A 20284-nucleotide genomic window follows, 5' to 3' on the forward strand; every position below is an offset into this window, starting at 1 on the left:
ATGAATTCCATATAAATTTCCCCTATTTAAGCAATGATTATTGGATTGGCTCTTTAAATGAGGTTGAATAATCTTGATGTGTGATTGAATATGCTGGCCTTCCTGCGCCCTTTAGGGTTGGGGAAGGAGGAAGGCCATTATTATATGAGCTAATTAATTAACATATTTGAGAGTTGGTGGAAGGAGTATATGTTTATCTGTCAGGTTGTTTTTAGCCTCTTTTCTCACCATTTTATTCGCATACTTGTTATTTTACGGGAGCTCATGAGGGCTTCGCCGTTGGGCTGGGGAAAAAGAAAAGAGGCGTACCCCGTACCCTCTTATCGACCGAAGCCTTGGCGAAGGTTGACGTACCCCGTAACCTACCCTTGCAACAAAAAGCAACATTCAAACCCAAAAACCGCAAAAAGCTGTAAAAATATTCTTTCTTCCTTGCTGAAATTTTATATCTTCATCGTCTAAATTTTAAGCATGGAACTTACTCTAAAGAAATATGTATTGCAATTGGAATTTACCTTTTCCATCTCCCGGGAATCCTACGATTTCCAGGACTCTCTCATTATAGCCCTTTCTCAGAATGGTAAAACCGGGTATGGAGAAGCGACCTCGAATCCGTACTATAAGATCACGGTTGAATCGATGATGAAAGAGATCGAAGCCATTCGCTCCGAGATCGAAGCCTGGTCGATGGAGGATCCTTCAGAATTTCATGCTTTTTTGAAAAGTAAAGGGCTATCCAATTTTGCGATCTGTGCACTGGATCTTGCCGCCAATGACTTATGGGGCAAGCTTAAAGGAAAACCGTTGTATGAATTGTGGGAGACTGATAATTCCACCTATCCAAGAACGAATTATACGATCGGGATCGACACGGTTGAAAAAATGGTCGAGAAGATGCAGAAAAAACCCTGGCCGCTTTATAAGATCAAATTAGGAACGGACAGGGATGTAGAGATTGTAACTGAACTCAGAAAACATTCAGATGCTGTATTTCGTATTGATGCCAACTGCGCCTGGACGGCCGAGCAGGCCCTGGAATATGCTCCAAAACTGAAAGAATTGGGAGTGGAATTCCTGGAGCAGCCCCTGAAGGCTGATGACCTGGAAGGTTATAAAAAGCTCATAGAAGGCTCTGCGCTTCCTGTGATCGCTGATGAAAGCTGTATCGTGGAGGAGGATGTCGAGAAATGTGCAGGGTATTTTCACGGAATCAATATCAAACTGACCAAATGCGGCGGACTCACCCCGGCGCTTCGAATGATCAAAAGAGCAAGGGAGCTGGATCTGAAGGTGATGGTGGGCTGTATGACGGAATCTACGGTAGGTATTTCAGCCATCGCACAATTAATTCCGCAATTGGATTATGTGGATATGGACGGTGCTTTGCTTTTAAAGAAAGATATAGCCACCGGGGTGAAGATCAATCCGGATGCCTCCGTGATATTCCCTGAAGAAGCCGGTAGTGGTGTAAACCTTTTATAATGGGGTACGAGATCGATCATTTTCCCGGACGAACCCTGGTAACTGATAAAGGGGAGTACATCTATTTTGGGGGTACGGCCTATCTCGGGCTGCAAACCCATCCGGAGTTTCTCGAGCGATATCAAAAAAACCTGGAGGTTTACGGTACCACCTATGCGGCTTCCCGCCACTCCAATGTACAACTGAATCCCTTTGAAAGGGGAGAGCAGTGGTTGGCAGGCATTACAGGTGCAGAAAAAGCACTCTATGTATCCTCCGGTTTTGCCGCCTGTCAGCTGGTACGTAAGTATATGGGTATGCAGGACTATAAAATGTTCTTTGCCCCCCACACTCATGCAGCTCTGCGATTACCGGGAGATGAGAATGTAGCGGACTGGTTTCTTTTGAGAAAGGAATTAGTGGGATATCTTGATAAACATCAGGATGTTACCCCTGTATTGTTTGTAGATACGGTGGACTTTGCCGGGGAAAAGCCCTTGCAATTGGATCTTCTGAAGACCCTTCCTCTGGAAAAGATCAGCCTGGTAGCCGACGATTCCCATGCCATCGGAATTACAGGGCAGCAGGGAGGAGGCAGTTACAGTACACTTAAATCTTTGGAACCAAAACACCTTGTAGTAGTGGGTTCTATGGGAAAAGGCTTTGCCATTGGAGGCGGATTTCTCCTGGGTGAAGCGAAGGATCTGCTAAAAATTGAACAAGACCCCTGGTTTGGCGGCAGCGGCCCCGGAACCCCGGCCGGATTGATGACATTGATTGAGTCAGCAGAATTACTGGAGGCACAAAGAAAGCAATTGATGGCGAATACTGAATTGTTTGTCCATGCATGCAAATATCTTGACCGGTTTTCCTGGAGTGAAGGGTATCCCTGTTTTACGGTTTCTGATAATGACTTACCGGGTTATCTTGAAAATCGAGGTATGGTCATCACCAATTTTCATTATCCCAACGCGAATTCACCCCTGATGTGTCGCATCGTCATTTCGGCATTTCATACAGAAAATGATATATTGCGGCTCGCCACAACGCTTAATGATTATTATAAATAATATAAACAACATTATATAATTAAACCCTCAAATTTCATGACACTGTCAAGAAGCCTGAAATCACTCCGTACCCTCGTACCTACGTACCCTCGTACCTACTCCTTACTCACCCTGATCCTCACTCTCATACTGACTTCCTGTTCGCAGAAAACTACATCCAATGCAGAAGTTGAAAAGCTGCTAGCCGATCTCCAACAAACCTACGCTCCTGACAAACGGGTTGCCCGTTTTCATTTGGAACTTGAGTCTTCAGGAGCATCATGGGTATTAAAAGGACAGAGCGATCAGCCAAAGGCTATGGCCATATTAGTGGACTCTTTAAAGGGATTGGGTATACAATACATGGATAGTGTACAACAACTTCCTGCTCCGGAATTGGAAGGAGATACCCTGGGGGTGGTACGATTATCGGTTGCTAATCTGAGATCCAATCCCGGGCATTCCCAGGAACTGGCCACCCAGGCCACCTTGGGGACTGTGGTGAAGGTATTGATGAAGCAAGGTGGCTGGCACTTGGTGCAAACGCCTGATGGTTATATTGCCTGGGCTGATAGCGGTGCCCTGGAGCATATGAATGTAGCAGAGTTAGAAGCATGGAAAGAAAAATCAAAACTGGTCTACACGGCCCAGTACGGGCGTTCAAAAAGTAGGCCTACCGAAGAAGGTGAGATCATATCAGACCTTGTGGTGGGAGATGTTCTTGCTTTTTTAGGAGAAAAAGACGGTTATTACAAATCGGAATATCCCGACGGACGAGAAGCTTATATCCCCATGTCAGATGCTATTCCATATGATCTTTGGATGGAGGCCATGGAAACCGATGAAGCTGCCTTAACTGAAACCGCTCATGAATTGATCGGACTCCCTTATTTATGGGGAGGTACTTCAGCTAAAGGAGTGGATTGCAGCGGATTCACAAAGACCGTATATTTTCTGAATGGAATTGTTTTGCCTCGTGATGCCTCTCAGCAGGTGAAGAGCGGTATGCTGGTAGATGAAAAAGGTGATTTCTCTAAGCTCCAACCCGGTGATCTGTTATTCTTTGGAAGCTACCGGGAAGACGGCAGCGAAAAAGTCACCCACGTTGGCATGTGGATCGGCGATAACCAATTTATCCACTCTTCGGGAGATGTCCACATTTCCAGCATGGACCCTCAGGCAGACAACTACGATGAATTTAACCGCAATCGTTATTTCAGAGCCAAGCGTATTCTTGGGAATTTGACTCCTGATGTGAAAAGGGTGAGTGAGGTTTATTAATTCGGGTACGAAAGTACGGAGGTACGGGGGTACGAAGGTTGGTAAAAAGCATCGTCTTCACGAATCCCGCCTTGGCGGGATGTGGTGATCTCCCTATTAAAGTACCGGGTATAATTTAATATAACTCAATAGACTTCAGTAATAAGCTCAGGGGGGCCTTGGCAACTGAACTGCTGCTCAGGATCTTTCATTTCCATGGATTATTTTCACCTTCTCACCTAGTCACCTAGTCACCTAGTCACCTAGTAACCTAGTAACCCGTAACCCGTAACCCGTAACCCGTACCCCGTAACCTAATAACTTACCTTTTTAACTATAATTTCATTTTCGATCAAAACACCTTAACTAACTGAAAATCAGTATCTTTTCGTACCTTGACGGGCAAACCAATAAATATGAAATGATGAAAACATGTAGAAGAACTTTTTATGTTTCGACCCTGTTAATTGCTTTTTTACTGCCGGGCTGTAGTGATGATGATGATAATAATGGGACAGATCCCGGAGGAGAGGATCCCATCACCGAGGTGACTTCCAAAACCTATAACCTGGGAGAGGTCGATGAATCAGGGATATCAGGAACGGCTCGCTTTGCAGAGATGAGTGATGGTAGTGTGACCATTGATCTGGATATCAATAACACTCCGTCTGACGGACAACATCCGGCTCATATCCATTTTAACACGGCTGCAGAAGGTGGGGATATAGCCCTGACGCTGGGGACCGTGGATGGAAATACCGGAGAAAGTACTGTTAATGTGACCCAGTTGGATGATGGAACCGCGATCACCTATGCTGAACTACTGGAGTATAACGGGTACATCAATGTACACCTGAGTAGTGATGAATTACAGACCATCGTTGCCCAGGGAGATATTGGAGGAAATGAACTTACCGGAGAATCCACATCCTATGCGCTGGCAGCAGTAGCGGAGTCAGGTGTTTCGGGTGACATCGTTTTTGAAGAGCGTGTAAACGGAACGTCCCTGGCCACTATTTCACTCACCGGCACCCCTGAAGGAGGGGAGCATCCGGCTCATATTCACGAGAACGATGCGGCTACCGGGGGAGGCATCCTTGTAAGTTTTAATCCGGTGAATGGAGATACCGGAGAGAGTAAAACCCAGGTCGGTGAATTCGATTCCGGAGATCCTTTAACCTATATCGACATTCTGGCCTTAAATGCATACGTGAACGTACATTTAAGCGCTGAAGCCCTCGAAACCATCGTCGCCCAGGGCGATATTGGCATCAATGCAGGGAATGAATAATAGTAAAGTATAACAGGACAACCTGTTTTTAGCATATAAACCGGAGGCCTTACACAGTAGGGCTTTCGGTTTTTTGTCTTCGCGAGGTTGGCTTTAGTCAACCGTGGCGATCTGCCCGTTGTAGGGACGAAAGTACGAGGGTACGGAGTTACGACGGTTTTTTTAGTATTCTTTACGAATCAAGCGAAGCTTGGCGTGGCAATCTGCAAGTTATAGTACTGCACATGTGAAAATGTACCGAGCTGGAGATAGTATGAAGTGGCAATCTCCCGACATAAGCCGGCATTCCTGTTACCCCGGCCCTCAAGGGTGCAGAAATGCCTGCCTTTTCTTCTCCTAAACCTTTTTCAGCTTACTAAAAGTCAGGAGATTGCCACGCTCCGCTCTCGAAAGCTTTCGGGAAACGAATCTCGCAAAGACGAGTTCCTGAAAATTTAGTTTTAGCTTTTAGTCACCCAGTCACCCAGTCACCCAGTCACCCAGTCACCCAGTCACCCAGTCACCCCGCCTCGTACCTCCGTACCCTCGTACCTTCGTACCTCAGAAAAAAACACTGTTAAACTCATCGAATTCTTTCTCTAAGGGTTTGTTTAAAGGGTAGAGACTGTTATATTTGCAGGCTCAAATTGCCAATATGAAAACAAGCCCCATTTCATTATTCGCATGGCTGGCAGTCATTAGTATCTTGCTGAGCTCATGTGCGTCCAAAAAAGACATTCTTTATTTCCAGGACATCGACCAGGTACTGGAAAAGGCAGAGAAAACTTCGTACTCTGCAGTTATACAGCCTAACGACCTGTTGCAGATCGTGGTTTCTTCCTATGACCTAAAGGCGGTACAACCTTTTAATTTACCGGTAACGCCCAGCACCAACCTCGGTGGTAATGTCAATGCACAAATGCAGTTACAGACCTACCTGGTAGACGGGGACGGGAATATTGAATTCCCTGTTTTAGGGACGTTAAACGTGGCAGGAATGAAGCGGCAGGAGCTGATCAAGGATATGGAAACTCGTATCAGCGAATATGTGGTAGACCCTATCATTAATATCCGTATCATGAATTATAAGGTAACCGTTATCGGCGAAGTATTACGTCCGGGGTCTTACCCCATTCAGGATGAGCGTATCACCTTGCCGGAAGCCCTGGGGATGGCAGGAGATATGACTGTTTATGGAAAACGCAAAGAGGTTTTGGTCATCCGTGAAGAAAATGGCGTGAAGAAGCATGGTACGGTGGACCTGACGAGCGCATCTTTTATTCACTCTCCGTTTTACTATTTACAGCAAAATGATGTGGTTTATGTTCAGCCTAATAAAGCCCAGGTACAGGCCTCGGCCTATAACCGAAACATACCGATCTTCGTTTCCATATCTTCAGTATTGGTATCCCTAATTATTTTATTTACCCGATAATCCTTATTTGTAATGAACGAACATATGCATTTTGAACAGGAAGAAGAGATCCATTTAAGGGAATTACTGGAGCGCTATCTCCGACACTGGAAATGGTTTGTACTCGGGGTGATCGTAGCTGCAGCCGGGGCGGTATCCTACTTGAAATTTGCTACCCCTGTATACCAGAATAAAGCGAGTATCCTGATCAAGGATGAAAAGGGAGGGGGCATGGCTTCTGAACTTTCAGCCCTTCAGGATCTGGGAATGCTGGGCGGCATGAGCTCCAACAGCGTGGAGAACGAGATCGAGATTTTGAGATCTTCCCGCCTAATGGAAAGGGTAGTAGAAGAGTTGGAGCTCCATCTTGGATACTTTATTAAGGAAGGTTTTTTAACCAAAGAAGTTTATGGTACTGCTCCTTTTAAGGTGAAGGTGCTTGATTATAAAAAGGGAGTAAAACTACCTTCTGAGCTTGTTAAGATCACAATGCTGAATGATGAGCAGTTCGAATATGCAGGAGAAGATTTTGAAGGTGAATCCTTTGAAGGTATAGCTGACCTGGGTAATAAAATAGGATTGCCATTTGCCCATATTATGGTTTTACCGAATTCTGATGTTCCGGTTGAGGATCTTTTACCAGCTGATGAGGCTGTTTATGTTTCTTTTAGTACCATTCCTGCCATGGCAGAGAGCCTAATTAAGAAGATAGGTGTAAGCCTGGCCAGCAAGGATGCTACGGTGATCAACCTGTCTTTGGCGCATCCGGTAAGGCCCAAAGCAAAGGACGTTCTGAATGAATTGGTGAACCAGTATAATGAAGATGCAATAGTTGACAATAATTTGGTGTCCAAAAATACGGCTGAATTTATCGATGCCCGTCTGCAGATCATTGCAAAGGAGCTGGATTCTGTTGAAACAGACAAAGTGAATTTCAAGTCAGATAACCGATTGACCGATATCCAGGCAGAGGCTCAGCTATTCCTGGAGAATGTGAGTGAAGTTGAAAAACGTCATCTGGAACTGGCTACCCAGATGGAGGTGATCAATACCATGATCACTTATCTTGAGGAGGGAGATAACAGTAAATTATTACCGGCCAATTTGGGGATTGGGGAAGGTAATGAAGGGTCCGGACTGGCGGGATTAATCACCACCTATAACACCCTGGTGATCGAAAGAGGGAACCTTCGTAAGAACTCCACAGAGAAAAACCCGGTTGTAAAAAATATTGACAGTCAGATCGAGCAACTGCGTGCTACGGTGCTGGAAAGTCTGGAAACCCAAAAGATTGGCTTACAAATTGCCATGAATGACATTCGCCGCCGTGAAAATCGCATTGAGGGAGAAATCGCGGGGGTACCTAATAAGGAAAAGCAATTCCGCAATATCGAACGTCAGCAAAATATTAAGGAAGCACTGTACTTATATTTACTTCAAAAAAGAGAGGAGGCTTCCATCTCTATGGCAGTAACAGCTCCTAAGGCGAAGATCGTTGACTATGCTAAAAGCAGTATTGAACCTGTTGCTCCTAAAGCTCCTGTAGTTTTAGGTGGTGCAGTGCTTCTTGGGCTTTTATTTCCATTTTTAGTAATCTTCGTTCATGATATTCTGAATAATAAAATACAGAGCAGAAAGGATATCGAAAAGAACCTTCCTGAACTTCCTATCGTTGGAGAATTACCACGTTTGGGAGAAAAGGAAGATAAGATGATCGCCAATGATAACAGATCAGCTTTGGCAGAATCATTCCGCATCATTCGAACTAACTTACAATATATGTTCGTCGGGAAGGATAAGAATGAGACCCGCACCATTATGGTGACCTCAACTACCAAAGGAGAGGGGAAATCCCTGACTTCCTCTAACCTAGCGATATCACTTGCCAATACAGGAAAGAAGGTGGTACTGGTAGGTGCTGACCTTCGAAACCCGCAGATCAAAGCGTATTTCGAACACGACCGTAACCGTACCGGACTTTCGAATTTCCTTCATGATACAAATATCAGTCTGGATAAGATCAGATTTAATTCCGGTATCAGTAATCTGGACCTGGTTACTTCAGGAAGTATCCCTCCAAACCCTGCAGAATTACTGATGGGAGAGCGTACGGCAGAATTCTTCAAAGAATTAAAACAAAAATATGACTACGTGATCATCGACTCGGCTCCATTATTACTGGTAACCGACAGTTTACTGATCACCGAATACGCCGACCTGGTAGTCTATGTGATGCGTTCAGGCTACTCTGAAGAGCGTTTCACTGACTTCATCAAGGATACTATTAAGAGCAAGAAATTACCGGCTACCTCCATCGTATTAAACGATGTAAAGCAAGCTTATTTTGGCTACGGTAATAAATATGGTTACACCTATGGGCAGCAGGAGAAGACTTTCTTTCAGAAGTTGCTTAATAGGTAGGTGGTAAGAAGAATTTAATGTAGAATATATAGGAGGCCGTCTGACGAGAGTTGGGCGGTTTTTTTTTGTGTTATGAAGTTATAAGGTTACGAGGTTATGAAGATTGGAATTGAGGTGATTTTAAAGGATTTTTCGACTCAAGTGATGGCGAAGCAATAGTAACAAAAGGTATTTGGAATAAATCATTTGAATCCAAAATATTATTGTCTTTGCGAATCCCGTAAAAGTGAGATGTGGCATCCCGATAAACTCTAATCAATTGACCTCCTTCAAATCCTTTCTTTCTTCATTTCCCCTCCCTAAAGGGCGTAAGAAAGAAAGGATTTTTTTACCATTGGGTGTGTGTGAATTAAATTTTAAATAACACCTTGTTTAATATAAACTAATCCTTATCTCCTCCCTTTAGGGTGTGGGGAAAAGAGATAAGGATTAGTGAGTGAAATATATACTTACCGTTTGAAAATATTTTGAAAACTGAAGAAGGCATAAAGTAGATTGTGGTTGGTAACACCCGTACCCACGTACCTCCGTACCCACGTACCTCCGTACCCCCGTACCCTCGTACCCTTTTCTAACCAAAAACCTCATTCGTCCTCTCCACAACCCCTTTCAATGGCCCCAGTACTTCTTTAAACACCCTCATATCCCCGATGATCTCGAGGTGCATGGGTTTATGGGCGTCGGTGCCCACGAAGTCGTAGAGGCCTTCTTTGAGAAGCATTTCAGCTTTTTGCTGGACGGTTTTCCCGTAGTGACCGTTAAGAGAAAGGAGATTGAGCTGGAGCGTCATACCCCGGTCTTTGAGCTCTTTAAAGTGTTTTAGGGTCTTCAAGTAGCCGTAGCGTTCCGGATGAGCGAATGCGGGGGTGAGGCCTTTGGTATTCATTTTAAAGATCATCTCATCCAGGTTCATGGGGCGGGCCATGAATCCGGTTTCCACAAGGATATAATTGTCTTTTAAGGGCATGAAGCTGTCTTCTTCCAACAGCTTTTCAAACTGTCCGTCCATGAGGTGTTCTGCGGCAGGGTGGAGTGTCAGTTGCTGCTCCCGCGGACTCAAGCCTTCAAAGAAAGAGTTTCGGGTAGTGGTGATCTTTTCTTTATTCAGATGAAAGTAGTCTTCCATGATATGAGGGGTGCAATACACCTTTTGAAAACCGAGTTCTCGGTAGAGGAGGAGCATTTTTTTACTTTCTTCCGGATTTCTGGAGCCATCATCTATACCCGGCAGGACATGGTTGTGAATATCGGAGAGGCCCCTTAATAAGGGGAGTATGGATTGTTTCTTCTTAAAGAATTGCAGCATGGTTGTCTTCGGTAAAAATTTGGTATTTTCGCATCCGAAATAAAAAACAAAAGTCGTCAGCTTTGGCGTAATTCCCAAATCTATTATGCGCATAAAATTACCTGCTTTTTCGTTAGTAGCCATACTTTTTTCCGTTTTTACCTATGGGCAGCAACTGGAATTTTCAGGAAATGCATCCGTGTTGGGGTTATCCGGAACCGATGAGGAATTGCCCTTCTGGATGTACCACAATACCTTCGGGAGGATAGAAGCAAACACAAACGCTTTTACTTTACTGAACGCAAATGTTGGGAAAGGATTTGGCGAAAACAGCTACCTGGAAGTCGGGGGAGGGGTTTTGTACAACGACGGATTGGAACGTCAGGTTCGGGCTGATGAATGGTATCTTTCTTATCAATACAAATGGTTGGGGTTCGAAGGCGGTAAGAAACAGCCGATTGAGAATTATGATGGAATTGCTTCGGTGAATACGGATATGATCTGGAACAACAATGCAAGGCCAAGACCAGGGGTTCGGTTATTTACCGCCCATCCGGTAGCCTTGACGAAAAGCAAACGGCTATTGTTTGAAGCAGAATACGGGGATTACTTTCTTGATGATGAGAGGTACGTTGAGGGAGCAAGGTTTCATGGGAAATCTCTTGCCTTTTTATATAGATTTGATAAAGGATGGCAGGTCAAAGGAGGGCTTCGCCATACGGTTATGTGGGGCGGAAATAGCCCGCGATTTGGACAACAACCCGAAGGGTTTGGTGATTACCTCAGGGCGGTTTTTAGTCTACCTGGAGGGGAAGGAGCTACTGAAAGCGATCAGATTAATACCTTGGGGAATGCAGTTTCCGGGTACTTCTTCCATCTCAGTAAGAATTGGCAGAATTGGTATGGGGAGTTCATATGGAACAATCTTCAGGAAGACAGTTCCGGGCGTAACTTGTCAAATCTACCCGATGGAAGATATGCCCTTTATCTGAAAAATAAGAAGGAACAACATTGGTTCCGATCTGCCATCTATGAATTTATCTACACCAAAAGTCAGAGTGCCTGGGCTGATGATTTTAGTGCTGATGATGACTATTTTAATAATGGTCAATATCCTGGGGGTTATACCTATAATGGAATGATTATTGGAACTCCATTTTTTCTTTTGTCGCCTAATGAAGATGGAGTTTATAGTAATCGAATAGTAGTCCATCACTTCGGAGGTTTAATAGGTGTAGGTAATTTTAATTTTAGGGGACGAGTTAGTTTCAGGAAGAATTATAGTTCACCAGGAAGGGCTTATTATGGTGAGCCATATAATGGTCCTAAAAATATTATATCTGGTGATCTTCAGGTAACTTGGCGCAATGCCTTCACTCCTTTACATTTCTGGGTAGCTGCCGATCATTCGAATATAAATGATAATGGGGCGGTTGGAATTGGGTTGAGTAGGAGTTGGTGATGTGGGGCGAATAGGTAAATGGGCAAATAGGCTAATAGGCGAATGTGAAGATAGGCCGATAATTGGGACAAAACCAGATTATAGAATATAATCGATATATTTAGTGTAAAACTCTATTTATGTATCGATTTTATTTTGAGCGTTTGGATGTCTGGAACAATTCCAGAGAATTAACGAAATCAATCTATGAGGCCTCGGCAAGTTTTCCTTCCAGTGAATTGTATGGACTGACTTCTCAACTAAGAAGATCATCGGTAAGTATTGCGTCTAATATTGCTGAAGGATTTTCAAGAAATACAGATAAAGAAAAGTTACGATTTATAAATATATCCTACAGCTCACTTTGGGAAACCTTAAATCATCTGATTCTTTGTAAAGATCTCGGGTACCTGAATAATAAGACCTATGAGGATATAAGGGAAGAATCTGAAATAATTGCACGACAACTTTCAGGCCTCATGAAATCCCTTAAACAATAGAAAAAGCTCAATTACTAAAATTGTTTTATAATCCCATTCGCTAATTTGCTCATTTACCCAATTCCAATTTACTTATTAGCCCATTCGCCTATTTACCCATTCGCCCATTCTCCTCATATTCCTTAATTTCGCAAAAAGCCTGAATCCGATGAGCAGCAAAAAATGGTATGTATTGATAACTCGCCCCCGATGGGAGAAGAAAGTTGCCAAGCAGTTAGAGGAAATTTGTGTAGAGGTGTATTGTCCTGTAGTTACAGAGATTCGTCAATGGAGTGATCGCAAGAAGAAAGTAAAGCGTCCGTTATTCAGCTCGTATGTGTTTGTGCGGATGGAAGAGAAGAATCGTGACCAGGTTTTTGAAGTCCATGGAGTGGTTCGTTATTTATTCTGGCTGGGGAAACCTGCTGTGGTAAGAGAAGAAGAGATCGCCTTACTCAAAGAGTGGCTCGAAGGTAAGGTCTATGACGATGCCCGCATTACTGACCTGGAAAAAGGGCAAGAAATAAAAGTACAATCCGGGGCCTTAAAAGGGAATCATGCCATTGTAGAAGAAACCAGCGGCAGCAGGGTGAAGATTAGTCTGCCGAAGTTGAATTGTATGGTGGTGTTGCATAGGAGTGAATTAGGGATCTAATTCATGGTCAGTGGTCGGTGGTCTGTGGTCAGAGGAGTTTTTTGCAGGTAATATGATAAGATGTCTATTAGGAATTGGGTTATTTTCTCGTTTTGTTTCTTAAACTTTGTTTAAGCCGGTATATCATTTTTCGGATGATCATAACATCTGATTCAATAAGTTGAGTAGTATCTGTCCAGTTTCTGTTTTTAATAATAAGTAGCTGTGTTTCCAGTTCGTATAACGAACCATTTGCAATATCCAGAAACCGGATAAACTCTTTTGTGCTTTCCCTTCCGGAGCCTTCTGCAATATTAGATGGAATTGAAGCAGCCGATTTATTAATTTGTGTCCTCAATCCATATTTCTCATAGGAGGGTAACAATTCACCAACGTCATAAACACGATCAACTAAATCCATGCTACTTTTCCAAACTTCCATGTCCTTGTAATTCATTTTATATACTTTCACTTAAAAATACAGAAAATATACTATATAATTTAGTTGGATGGTAATGTTATTCTTAATTTTCTTAACCGACCACCGACCACCGACCACCGACCACCGACCACCGACCACCGACCACCATCTTTACGGCCACCCGTAACCCTCCGCTTTTTAACATCTACGATAACGTGATAGTTGAAAACTTAACAACCTACTATTGGTGTCATCGTAAATAATCGCTTATATTTGCAAGCTCGAAAAGGTGGTAACTTACTGGTCGATAAAAGGATGCATTTCATCGGATTCAATGACGTATTTTATTGATTTTAAAGGTTTAACATTTCCGATCGATAATTGTAGAGCTGAATTAATTTCTAAGTTAATTCACCATTTATAATCTACCATTTACCATTTAAATGGGATGTTTGCATCCCTACACGAGGCCCCAAATGCCCGTTAACATAATCAGTTCGCAGAATAATATAGAACTCTTAAATTTTTTAAAAGGCTACTGCAAACTGCAAACCGTTAACTGCAAACTGAAGTGGGACTGAGTGCGGCGAAGCCTTGAAGTGCCAATGCCGTGGCGTATTATAAATTATTGATTATAAATTATAAATGAATCGTCTTTGCGAGGCATGCGAAGCACGTCGTGGCAATCTCCGGATTTAGAATACGTTAGATTATTTATCAGTTAGAATTAGCTAAAATACAGTAACAAGAAAAACCTACGTAAAACACTAATGAGCTCAAAACCAGATCAAAACTCTCCCAGAATCATTAATGCCATATTATCCGGTGGGTTTGGAACCCGTTTATGGCCCTTAAGTACCCCGGAAAAACCAAAACAGTTTTTGCAGTTGTTTAACCGGAAGTCGCTGTTTCAGCACACTGTATTAAGGAATTCTAATTTGGTGGATGCGACTATGATCATCACCAATGAAGGGCATATAACCCAGGCTGAAGGGCAGATGGGTGAGTTGGGGAAGGAGTTTGGTCACGTGATCCTTGAGCCTGTGGCACGGAATACAGCGCCGGCTATAGCCTTGGCGGCCTTAGCGGTAGATGAAAATGACATCTTATTTGTGACTCCTAGCGATCATATGATAGGGATGTTTGAGTATGAGCGGGGAGTAGAGAGGTCATTACAGCTGGCTAAAGAAGGATACCTTGTAACATTTGGGATTAAACCGAAATATCCGGAAACAGGATTCGGGTATATCGAATTTGAAGGAGAGAAAGTAAAAAGTTTCAGAGAAAAGCCGGATGTTGTAACTGCTCAAGAATTCTTGAAAAAGGGAAATTTCTATTGGAACAGTGGGATGTTCTGTTTTAAGGCCGGAGTTTTTCTGGAGGAGCTAAAAAAGTTGAGTCCTGAGATCTACCAAAAAAGTGAGGAAGCGCACGAGGCTGGTATCACAAAAGAGACTATGGCGGCGATTCCTGAAGACAGTGTAGATTATGCAGTCTTTGAACGAAGCGATAAGATCCGAACTGTGGCGGCTGACTTTGAATGGACAGACCTTGGTAATTACGATGCGCTGGTGGATTATTTTAAAAACCATGATGAAATAGGTCCTGTTAAAGAGGTAGAAGGTGTAGGTAATTCTAACACCCATGTTTTAACAAAGAAAAGAGTACTAGGTATTGGACTTGAAGACTTGAATGTTATTGAAACTAATGATACTATTCTGGTATTACAAAAGGGTAATGCTCAAAAAGTCAAAGAACTATATAAACAATTCAAATAATAAACAATTTGCTTAAGCTTTTAGAATATTACTACTCTAAACTCTTAACTTTTAACACTTAATTTATGGAAATTGATATTCGCCCCTGGGGGAAGTACTGGGTGCTGGAAGATGCACCGACTCACAAAGTAAAAAGAATCGAAGTAAAACCGGGTGGGCGCTTGTCTTACCAATATCATCATAAACGTTCAGAGGTATGGACCATCATTGAGGGTGTTGGACGTATTACCCTTGATGGGGAGGTGAAAGATTATGGAGTAGGAGAAGTGGCTCAAATCCCTCAAGGTGTTAAACATCGAATCGAGAATACTAAAGAAGAACCTTGCGTGTTTATCGAAGTACAGCATGGAAGCTATTTTGGGGAGGATGATATTGTCCGGATTGAAGACGACTATAACAGGGTTTCCGATAAGAGCCTTTTAAACGGTAATTAAATTTAATTATAAAAAAGCAGAACTATGGATTTAACCGGAAAATCACTTTTAATTACCGGAGGAACGGGCTCCTTGGGTAAGGCTTTAACCAGACATATTTTAACAAATAATCCTGAGGTACGTAGGCTAATCATATTCTCCAGAGACGAGCAGAAGCAATTTCAAATGGCTCAGGAGTATCCTGCCAATGAATATCCCCAAATACGTTTTTTTATTGGAGATGTTCGAGATAAGGAGCGCTTGGTTCGCGCATTCAAAGGGGTGGATTATGTAATTCATGCAGCAGCGATGAAACACGTGCCAATCGCAGAATACAATCCGGAAGAATGTATTAAGACAAATATCGGTGGAGCTCAAAATGTTGTGGATGCAGTATTGGAAACCGAAGTGGAGAGAGTGGTTGCATTATCAACCGATAAGGCGTGTGCACCGATTAACCTCTATGGAGCAACCAAGTTAACGTCCGATAAATTGTTTGTTGCTGCCAACAATATCAAAGGAGATCGTCCGGTTAAATTTTCTGTAGTACGGTATGGAAATGTGATGGGGTCAAACGGTTCTGTAATCCCATTCTTTATAAAAAAGAGAAATGAAGGTGCCTTACCTATTACTGATGTGAATATGACACGTTTTAACATTTCCCTTCAAGGTGGAGTAGATATGGTGATGCACGCCCTGGAGCATGCCTGGGGAGGTGAGCTGTTTGTGCCAAAAATCCCATCCTATAAGATTTTAGATGTTGCCGAAGCCATCGGGCCTGAGTGTGAAAAACCGGTCGTAGGGATCAGACCTGGAGAAAAGGTGCATGAAGAAATGATAACTCCTTCCGATTCCTTCTACACCTATGATCTTGGTAAATATTATGCCATCCTACCGGCAACACATCGTTGGTCTTTGGAAAACTTTGTAAAAGTATTCGATGCTAAAAAGGTGCCTCTTGGATTTAGTTATAATTCAGGAGAAAATACGGAATGGGAAACGGTAGAGTCCCTGAGAACATTGATTAAAGAACATGTAGACCCTTCATTTTCTGTGTATGAAGAAGATTATTCCCTACGGTAAACAAGATATTACCCAGGCCGATATTGATGCGGTTACGGAAGTTTTAAGATCAGATTACCTGACCCAGGGCCCTAGAATAGAAGAATTCGAAAACGAATTTGCTGCTTATGTTGGTAGTAGTTATGCGGTAGCTGTTTCTAATGGAACGGCAGCATTACACCTAAGTGTAATGGCATTAGGTCTTAAACCTGGAGATAAGGTGATCACTACTCCCATAACTTTCGCCGCTTCAGCTAATTGTGTGAGGTATTCTGGGGCAGAAGTGGTCTTTGCTGATATTGATCCTGATACCTATTTATTGGATATCAATAGTGTTAAGAAACTTTTACAAAGTGCTCCAAAAGGTACTTATAAGGGTGTTATTCCGGTGGATTTTGCTGGAAGAGCTGTAGATCTGGAAGGTTTAAGGGAGTTGGCTAATGAATATGACTTATGGATCATTGAGGACGCCTGTCATGCCCCCGGAGCATCCTTTATAGATTCTAAAGAGGAGAAACAATTATGCGGGAACGGTAAATTCGCTGATCTCACGGTTTTTTCATTTCATCCTGTAAAGCATATTGCTTGTGGAGAAGGGGGAATGATCACTACAAATAATGCAAAGCTTTTTGAAAGCCTTATGAAGCTTCGTACGCATGGCATTACCAAAAATGAACCAGACTTTGTCAATGATGTAGGTCTGGCTTCTGGAATTACTGAAGGAGGAAAAGGATATCCCGGATGGTATATGGAAATGCATGAGCTGGGCTATAATTACCGTCTAACCGACATGCAATGCGCATTGGGGTTGTCACAATTGAGAAGGGCTAAAACCGGAGTAGCCAGGAGAAGAGAGATTGCTAAAGTGTATTCTGAGGCATTTGATGATAAAGACTTTGTTTTAGGGCATTCAAAATACTCTAAACATCACGCTTATCACTTGTATGTGATCGAAGTTAATAATAGACTTGGTTTGTATAATTATTTAAGGGAAAGAGGAGTGTTCGCACAGATTCATTATTTTCCATGTCATTTAATGCCGTACTATCAGGGTCTAGGTTATAAGGAAGGGGATTACCCCATTTCCGAGAAATACTATGAAAGATGTATCAGTTTACCTATGTATCCAACGCTAAGTGAGGAAGATCAAGAGTTTGTCATAAATTCAATAATAGAATATTTTGAATAGTTCTAGAGCTATCTGCGTTATACCTGCAAGGGGAGGGAGTAAAAGGATTCCCCGTAAGAATATTAAACCATTTCTAGGGAAGCCTATAATTGCCTATTCGATTGAGACAGCATTAAATTCCGGCCTCTTTGACGAAGTGATGGTCTCGACCGATGATGATCAGATAGCATCAATAGCAAGGCAGTATGGAGCCAAGGTACCTTTTATGAGGGGAGCAGAAAATTCCAATGATTTTGCCACGACATTAGATGTATTGAAGGAGGTATTAGGAGCCTATAATGATTTAGGTTTTATTTTCGATACATGTTGCTGTATCTATCCGACGGCTCCTTTTGTAGTTAGTGAATTATTGATAAAAGCTAAGACTAAGCTTGAAACAGGGAATTTTGATTGTGTTTTTCCTGTTGTGGGTTATAGTTATCCTATTCAAAGAGCTTTGAAAATAACTAAAACTGGTTGTTTAGAATTAATTAATAATAACTTTTTAACTTCTCGATCCCAAGATTTAGACGTTACTTATCATGACGCAGGTCAATTTTACATGTTTAGGGTGAAAGAAGTTTTGCAGGAGTCGACTCTTTGGCCTAAGCGATCTGCTCCTATAGTTTTGGATGAGCTAAGAGTTCAGGATATTGATAATGAGAGTGATTGGAAATTAGCTGAATTGAAATATGGAATCTTATAAAGTACTTAAAAAGCAAATTTTTAATTCTGGTGATTTTGAGATTCAACCCATTCGGTTTCAGGATCGATTTCAGATAAAGCGTTGGAGAAATGCTCAAATTTTCCATTTAAGACAAAAACACCCCTTATCTGATAAGGATCAAGAGCGTTATTTCAAAGAAGTTGTAAATCAACTTTATGATCAAGATAGGCCTTCTCAATTGTTATTCTCATGTTTTGTAAAGAATGAGCTGATAGGATATGGAGGTTTGGTTCATATTAATTGGGAGGATCGTAACGCTGAAATTTCTTTTATTATGGATCCTCGTCTCGAGTCATCCCATTTTATTAATTACTGGGTTGCAATGTTAAAGTGCTTAGAGGAACTGGCATTTGTATCTCTAAATTTTAACAAGATATATACTTACGCATATGATCTTAGGCCAAAATTATACGAAGCCTTAAAAATTTCAAAATATACAAATGAGGCTATTTTGAAGGAGCATGTTTATATAAACGGGGTTCCTAAATCTGTATTAATACATTCAAAGTTAAATAATAAAAAAGTTTTAAGAAAGGCGAATAGAGGTGATTGGGAGTTAACTTATAAATGGGCTAAAGATCCTAATATTAGAAAATACTCTTTCAATCAAAGTCAAATTGATTTAGAAAACCATTTGTCATGGTTCTATTCTAAATTGAGTAATGAAAATTCTAAATATTACATTTTATGTTTAGGAGGATCTGAGGTTGGTTCAATTCGCTTTGATATAATTGGTAATGAAGCAATTGTCAGTTACCTAATAGATACAAAATATACACGAAAGAGATTAGGTACTGATATCATTTTGTTAGGGATCAAACGCTTATTACTTGAAGTTGGAAGTGTTGACACTATAGTTGCATCCGTTATGCCGGCTAATGTTAGTTCAATTAGAATTTTTGAGAAGTTAGGGTTTAAAAAGGAAAAATTAAAACAAGCATTTAAATTCACAAAATTAGTAAATGAAGATTTCACAATTTGAGATTAATGAAAAGAGTCCAGTATTTATTATAGCTGAGTTATCAGCGAACCATAATGGAAATTTAGAAACTGCTAAGGAAACAATAAGAGCAGCCAAACGCGCTGGAGCAGATTGTATAAAGCTTCAAACCTATACTCCGGATACTATTACAATAGATTCTAACAAAAATGATTTTTTGATAAAGGGGACTATTTGGGAAGGGAAAAATCTATATGCGTTATATAAAGAAGCTTATACTCCATGGGAATGGCACAAGGAGTTAATGGAAACCGCTAAGGAAGAAGGTTTGGAATGTTTTTCATCACCTTTTGATAAATCTTCAGTAGATTTCTTAGAAACACTAAATGTTCCTGCTTATAAAATAGCATCTTTTGAAATTACTGATATACCATTAATCGATTATGTAGCACGGAAGGGGAAACCTGTGATTATTTCTACAGGAATTGCATCAAAAGAGGATATTGAATTAGCATTAAAAACTTGTTATAATGCCGGAAATAGAGATATTGCTTTGTTAAAATGTACCTCTAGTTATCCTGCCCCCATAGAAGAGGCCAATTTATCTATGATAAAAGATTTTGAAAATCGTTTTGGTGTCATATCAGGTCTTTCCGATCATACTTTGGGGGCTGATGTACCCATTGTTGCCACTGCGCTTGGTGCAAAGATCATTGAAAAACATTTCATACTTGATCGTTCTATAGGTGGACCTGATGCTTCTTTTTCTATGGAAGAAAAAGAATTTGCCCAAATGGTGAATTCTGTAAGAAATGCAGAGTCTGCAATTGGAAAAGTTGACTATGAGTTAACAGAAAAACAAATTCAGGGTAGAAATTTTTCAAGATCATTATATATTGTTAAGGATGTTAAAAAAGGGGATTTATTAACAGAAGAAAATGTTAGATCGATAAGACCTGGTTATGGTATGCATCCTAAATTCTTAAACCAAATTATAGGGAAAACGTTTAATTATAAATATGAGAAAGGAAGCCCTTTACATCAAAATATGTTCAGTTAGT

The 20284-nt window shown here is 41.5% G+C and carries 18 protein-coding genes; 16 read left to right on the forward strand and 2 right to left on the reverse strand.

Features of this window, described 5'->3' with window-relative positions; all coding sequences use genetic code 11:
• Positions 1 to 471 precede the first annotated feature (471 nt).
• The 6 genes from E7Z59_RS08625 to E7Z59_RS08650 all read left to right on the forward strand — a co-directional run bounded on the left by E7Z59_RS08625 (position 472) and on the right by E7Z59_RS08650 (position 8875).
• On the forward strand, positions 472 to 1482 hold the full coding sequence (locus E7Z59_RS08625) for a dipeptide epimerase (RefSeq protein WP_136335915.1): 1011 nt from the start codon (positions 472 to 474) through the stop codon (positions 1480 to 1482).
• Positions 1482 to 2531 carry an aminotransferase class I/II-fold pyridoxal phosphate-dependent enzyme gene (locus tag E7Z59_RS08630; RefSeq protein WP_136335916.1) on the forward strand — a complete coding sequence of 350 codons (1050 nt, stop codon included), beginning with the start codon at positions 1482 to 1484 and terminating at the stop codon, positions 2529 to 2531. The genes E7Z59_RS08625 and E7Z59_RS08630 overlap by 1 nt, the downstream gene beginning before the upstream one ends.
• A 36-nt stretch (positions 2532 to 2567) precedes the next feature.
• The gene (locus E7Z59_RS08635; RefSeq protein WP_136335917.1) at positions 2568 to 3791 is read left to right on the forward strand and encodes a C40 family peptidase; all 1224 of its coding nucleotides are present in this window, start codon (positions 2568 to 2570) and stop codon (positions 3789 to 3791) included.
• A gap of 400 nt (positions 3792 to 4191) precedes the next feature.
• Complete coding sequence (locus tag E7Z59_RS08640; protein WP_242015660.1) at positions 4192 to 5061, forward strand: CHRD domain-containing protein; 870 nt, start codon at positions 4192 to 4194, stop codon at positions 5059 to 5061.
• A gap of 634 nt (positions 5062 to 5695) precedes the next feature.
• Positions 5696 to 6475, forward strand: a complete 780-nt coding sequence (locus tag E7Z59_RS08645; RefSeq protein ID WP_136335918.1) for a polysaccharide biosynthesis/export family protein — start codon at positions 5696 to 5698, stop codon at positions 6473 to 6475.
• A 12-nt stretch (positions 6476 to 6487) separates the two neighbouring features.
• Positions 6488 to 8875 (forward strand): GumC family protein, encoded by a 2388-nt coding sequence (locus E7Z59_RS08650; protein WP_136335919.1) that lies wholly within the window; start codon positions 6488 to 6490, stop codon positions 8873 to 8875.
• Between the two features lie 571 nt (positions 8876 to 9446).
• Here the strand turns inward: E7Z59_RS08650 and E7Z59_RS08655 are convergent.
• Positions 9447 to 10274 (reverse strand): tyrosine-protein phosphatase, encoded by an 828-nt coding sequence (locus E7Z59_RS08655; RefSeq protein ID WP_136335920.1) that lies wholly within the window; start codon positions 10272 to 10274, stop codon positions 9447 to 9449.
• Between E7Z59_RS08655 and E7Z59_RS08660 the strand changes: the two genes are divergently transcribed.
• From E7Z59_RS08660 to E7Z59_RS08670, 3 genes are all read left to right on the forward strand, one after another.
• Entirely contained in the window at positions 10267 to 11622 is a 1356-nt protein-coding gene (locus E7Z59_RS08660) for a capsule assembly Wzi family protein (protein WP_136335921.1), read from the forward strand. The genes E7Z59_RS08655 and E7Z59_RS08660 overlap by 8 nt on opposite strands.
• Positions 11623 to 11741: 119 nt before the next feature.
• Positions 11742 to 12101 carry a four helix bundle protein gene (locus E7Z59_RS08665; RefSeq protein WP_136335922.1) on the forward strand — a complete coding sequence of 120 codons (360 nt, stop codon included), beginning with the start codon at positions 11742 to 11744 and terminating at the stop codon, positions 12099 to 12101.
• 148 nt (positions 12102 to 12249) lie between these two features.
• On the forward strand, positions 12250 to 12735 hold the full coding sequence (locus E7Z59_RS08670) for a UpxY family transcription antiterminator (protein WP_136335923.1): 486 nt from the start codon (positions 12250 to 12252) through the stop codon (positions 12733 to 12735).
• Positions 12736 to 12814: 79 nt separating this feature from the next.
• Here the strand turns inward: E7Z59_RS08670 and E7Z59_RS08675 are convergent, their stop codons facing one another.
• Positions 12815 to 13171, reverse strand: a complete 357-nt coding sequence (locus tag E7Z59_RS08675) for a four helix bundle protein (RefSeq protein ID WP_136335924.1) — start codon at positions 13169 to 13171, stop codon at positions 12815 to 12817.
• Positions 13172 to 13905: 734 nt separating this feature from the next.
• On the opposite strand from E7Z59_RS08675, the gene E7Z59_RS08680 reads away from it, so the two are divergent.
• The 7 genes from E7Z59_RS08680 to pseI all read left to right on the forward strand — a co-directional run bounded on the left by E7Z59_RS08680 (position 13906) and on the right by pseI (position 20283).
• Positions 13906 to 14913, forward strand: coding sequence for a mannose-1-phosphate guanylyltransferase (locus tag E7Z59_RS08680; protein ID WP_136335925.1), 1008 nt, complete (start codon positions 13906 to 13908; stop codon positions 14911 to 14913).
• Between the two features lie 65 nt (positions 14914 to 14978).
• Complete coding sequence (locus E7Z59_RS08685) at positions 14979 to 15347, forward strand: phosphomannose isomerase type II C-terminal cupin domain (protein WP_136335926.1); 369 nt, start codon at positions 14979 to 14981, stop codon at positions 15345 to 15347.
• Between the two features lie 24 nt (positions 15348 to 15371).
• A complete protein-coding gene (pseB, locus tag E7Z59_RS08690) occupies positions 15372 to 16409 on the forward strand; it encodes a UDP-N-acetylglucosamine 4,6-dehydratase (inverting) (protein ID WP_136335927.1) in 1038 nt (345 codons plus the stop codon).
• Positions 16384 to 17577, forward strand: coding sequence for a UDP-4-amino-4,6-dideoxy-N-acetyl-beta-L-altrosamine transaminase (gene pseC / locus E7Z59_RS08695; RefSeq protein WP_136335928.1), 1194 nt, complete (start codon positions 16384 to 16386; stop codon positions 17575 to 17577). The genes pseB and pseC overlap by 26 nt, the downstream gene beginning before the upstream one ends.
• Entirely contained in the window at positions 17570 to 18262 is a 693-nt protein-coding gene (pseF, locus tag E7Z59_RS08700; RefSeq protein ID WP_199287186.1) for a pseudaminic acid cytidylyltransferase, read from the forward strand. Before pseC ends, pseF begins: the two co-directional genes overlap by 8 nt.
• Positions 18249 to 19265 carry a GNAT family N-acetyltransferase gene (locus E7Z59_RS08705; protein ID WP_136335929.1) on the forward strand — a complete coding sequence of 339 codons (1017 nt, stop codon included), beginning with the start codon at positions 18249 to 18251 and terminating at the stop codon, positions 19263 to 19265. Before pseF ends, E7Z59_RS08705 begins: the two co-directional genes overlap by 14 nt.
• Positions 19246 to 20283, forward strand: a complete 1038-nt coding sequence (gene pseI, locus E7Z59_RS08710; RefSeq protein WP_136335930.1) for a pseudaminic acid synthase — start codon at positions 19246 to 19248, stop codon at positions 20281 to 20283. Before E7Z59_RS08705 ends, pseI begins: the two co-directional genes overlap by 20 nt.
• Position 20284: the final 1 nt, after the last annotated feature.

This window comes from Robertkochia marina (genome assembly GCF_004799345.1).
Classification (GTDB): Bacteria; Bacteroidota; Bacteroidia; order Flavobacteriales; family Flavobacteriaceae; genus Robertkochia; species Robertkochia marina.

Excerpts from the sequence above, each read along its gene's own strand:
- E7Z59_RS08665 (WP_136335922.1), top strand. The coding sequence starts at position 11,742 with ATGTATCGATTTTATTTTGAGCGTTTGGATGTCTGGAACAATTCCAGA.
- E7Z59_RS08650 (WP_136335919.1), top strand. The coding sequence starts at position 6,488 with ATGAACGAACATATGCATTTTGAACAGGAAGAAGAGATCCATTTAAGG.
- pseC (WP_136335928.1), top strand. The coding sequence starts at position 16,384 with ATGAAGAAGATTATTCCCTACGGTAAACAAGATATTACCCAGGCCGAT.
- E7Z59_RS08680 (WP_136335925.1), top strand. The coding sequence starts at position 13,906 with ATGAGCTCAAAACCAGATCAAAACTCTCCCAGAATCATTAATGCCATA.
- E7Z59_RS08675 (WP_136335924.1), bottom strand. The coding sequence starts at position 13,171 with ATGAATTACAAGGACATGGAAGTTTGGAAAAGTAGCATGGATTTAGTT.
- E7Z59_RS08655 (WP_136335920.1), bottom strand. The coding sequence starts at position 10,274 with ATGCGCATAATAGATTTGGGAATTACGCCAAAGCTGACGACTTTTGTT.
- E7Z59_RS08670 (WP_136335923.1), top strand. The coding sequence starts at position 12,250 with ATGAGCAGCAAAAAATGGTATGTATTGATAACTCGCCCCCGATGGGAG.
- E7Z59_RS08630 (WP_136335916.1), top strand. The coding sequence starts at position 1,482 with ATGGGGTACGAGATCGATCATTTTCCCGGACGAACCCTGGTAACTGAT.
- pseB (WP_136335927.1), top strand. The coding sequence starts at position 15,372 with ATGGATTTAACCGGAAAATCACTTTTAATTACCGGAGGAACGGGCTCC.
- pseI (WP_136335930.1), top strand. The coding sequence starts at position 19,246 with ATGAAGATTTCACAATTTGAGATTAATGAAAAGAGTCCAGTATTTATT.
- E7Z59_RS08660 (WP_136335921.1), top strand. The coding sequence starts at position 10,267 with ATGCGCATAAAATTACCTGCTTTTTCGTTAGTAGCCATACTTTTTTCC.
- E7Z59_RS08625 (WP_136335915.1), top strand. The coding sequence starts at position 472 with ATGGAACTTACTCTAAAGAAATATGTATTGCAATTGGAATTTACCTTT.
- E7Z59_RS08635 (WP_136335917.1), top strand. The coding sequence starts at position 2,568 with ATGACACTGTCAAGAAGCCTGAAATCACTCCGTACCCTCGTACCTACG.
- E7Z59_RS08645 (WP_136335918.1), top strand. The coding sequence starts at position 5,696 with ATGAAAACAAGCCCCATTTCATTATTCGCATGGCTGGCAGTCATTAGT.
- E7Z59_RS08685 (WP_136335926.1), top strand. The coding sequence starts at position 14,979 with ATGGAAATTGATATTCGCCCCTGGGGGAAGTACTGGGTGCTGGAAGAT.
- E7Z59_RS08640 (WP_242015660.1), top strand. The coding sequence starts at position 4,192 with ATGATGAAAACATGTAGAAGAACTTTTTATGTTTCGACCCTGTTAATT.
- E7Z59_RS08705 (WP_136335929.1), top strand. The coding sequence starts at position 18,249 with ATGGAATCTTATAAAGTACTTAAAAAGCAAATTTTTAATTCTGGTGAT.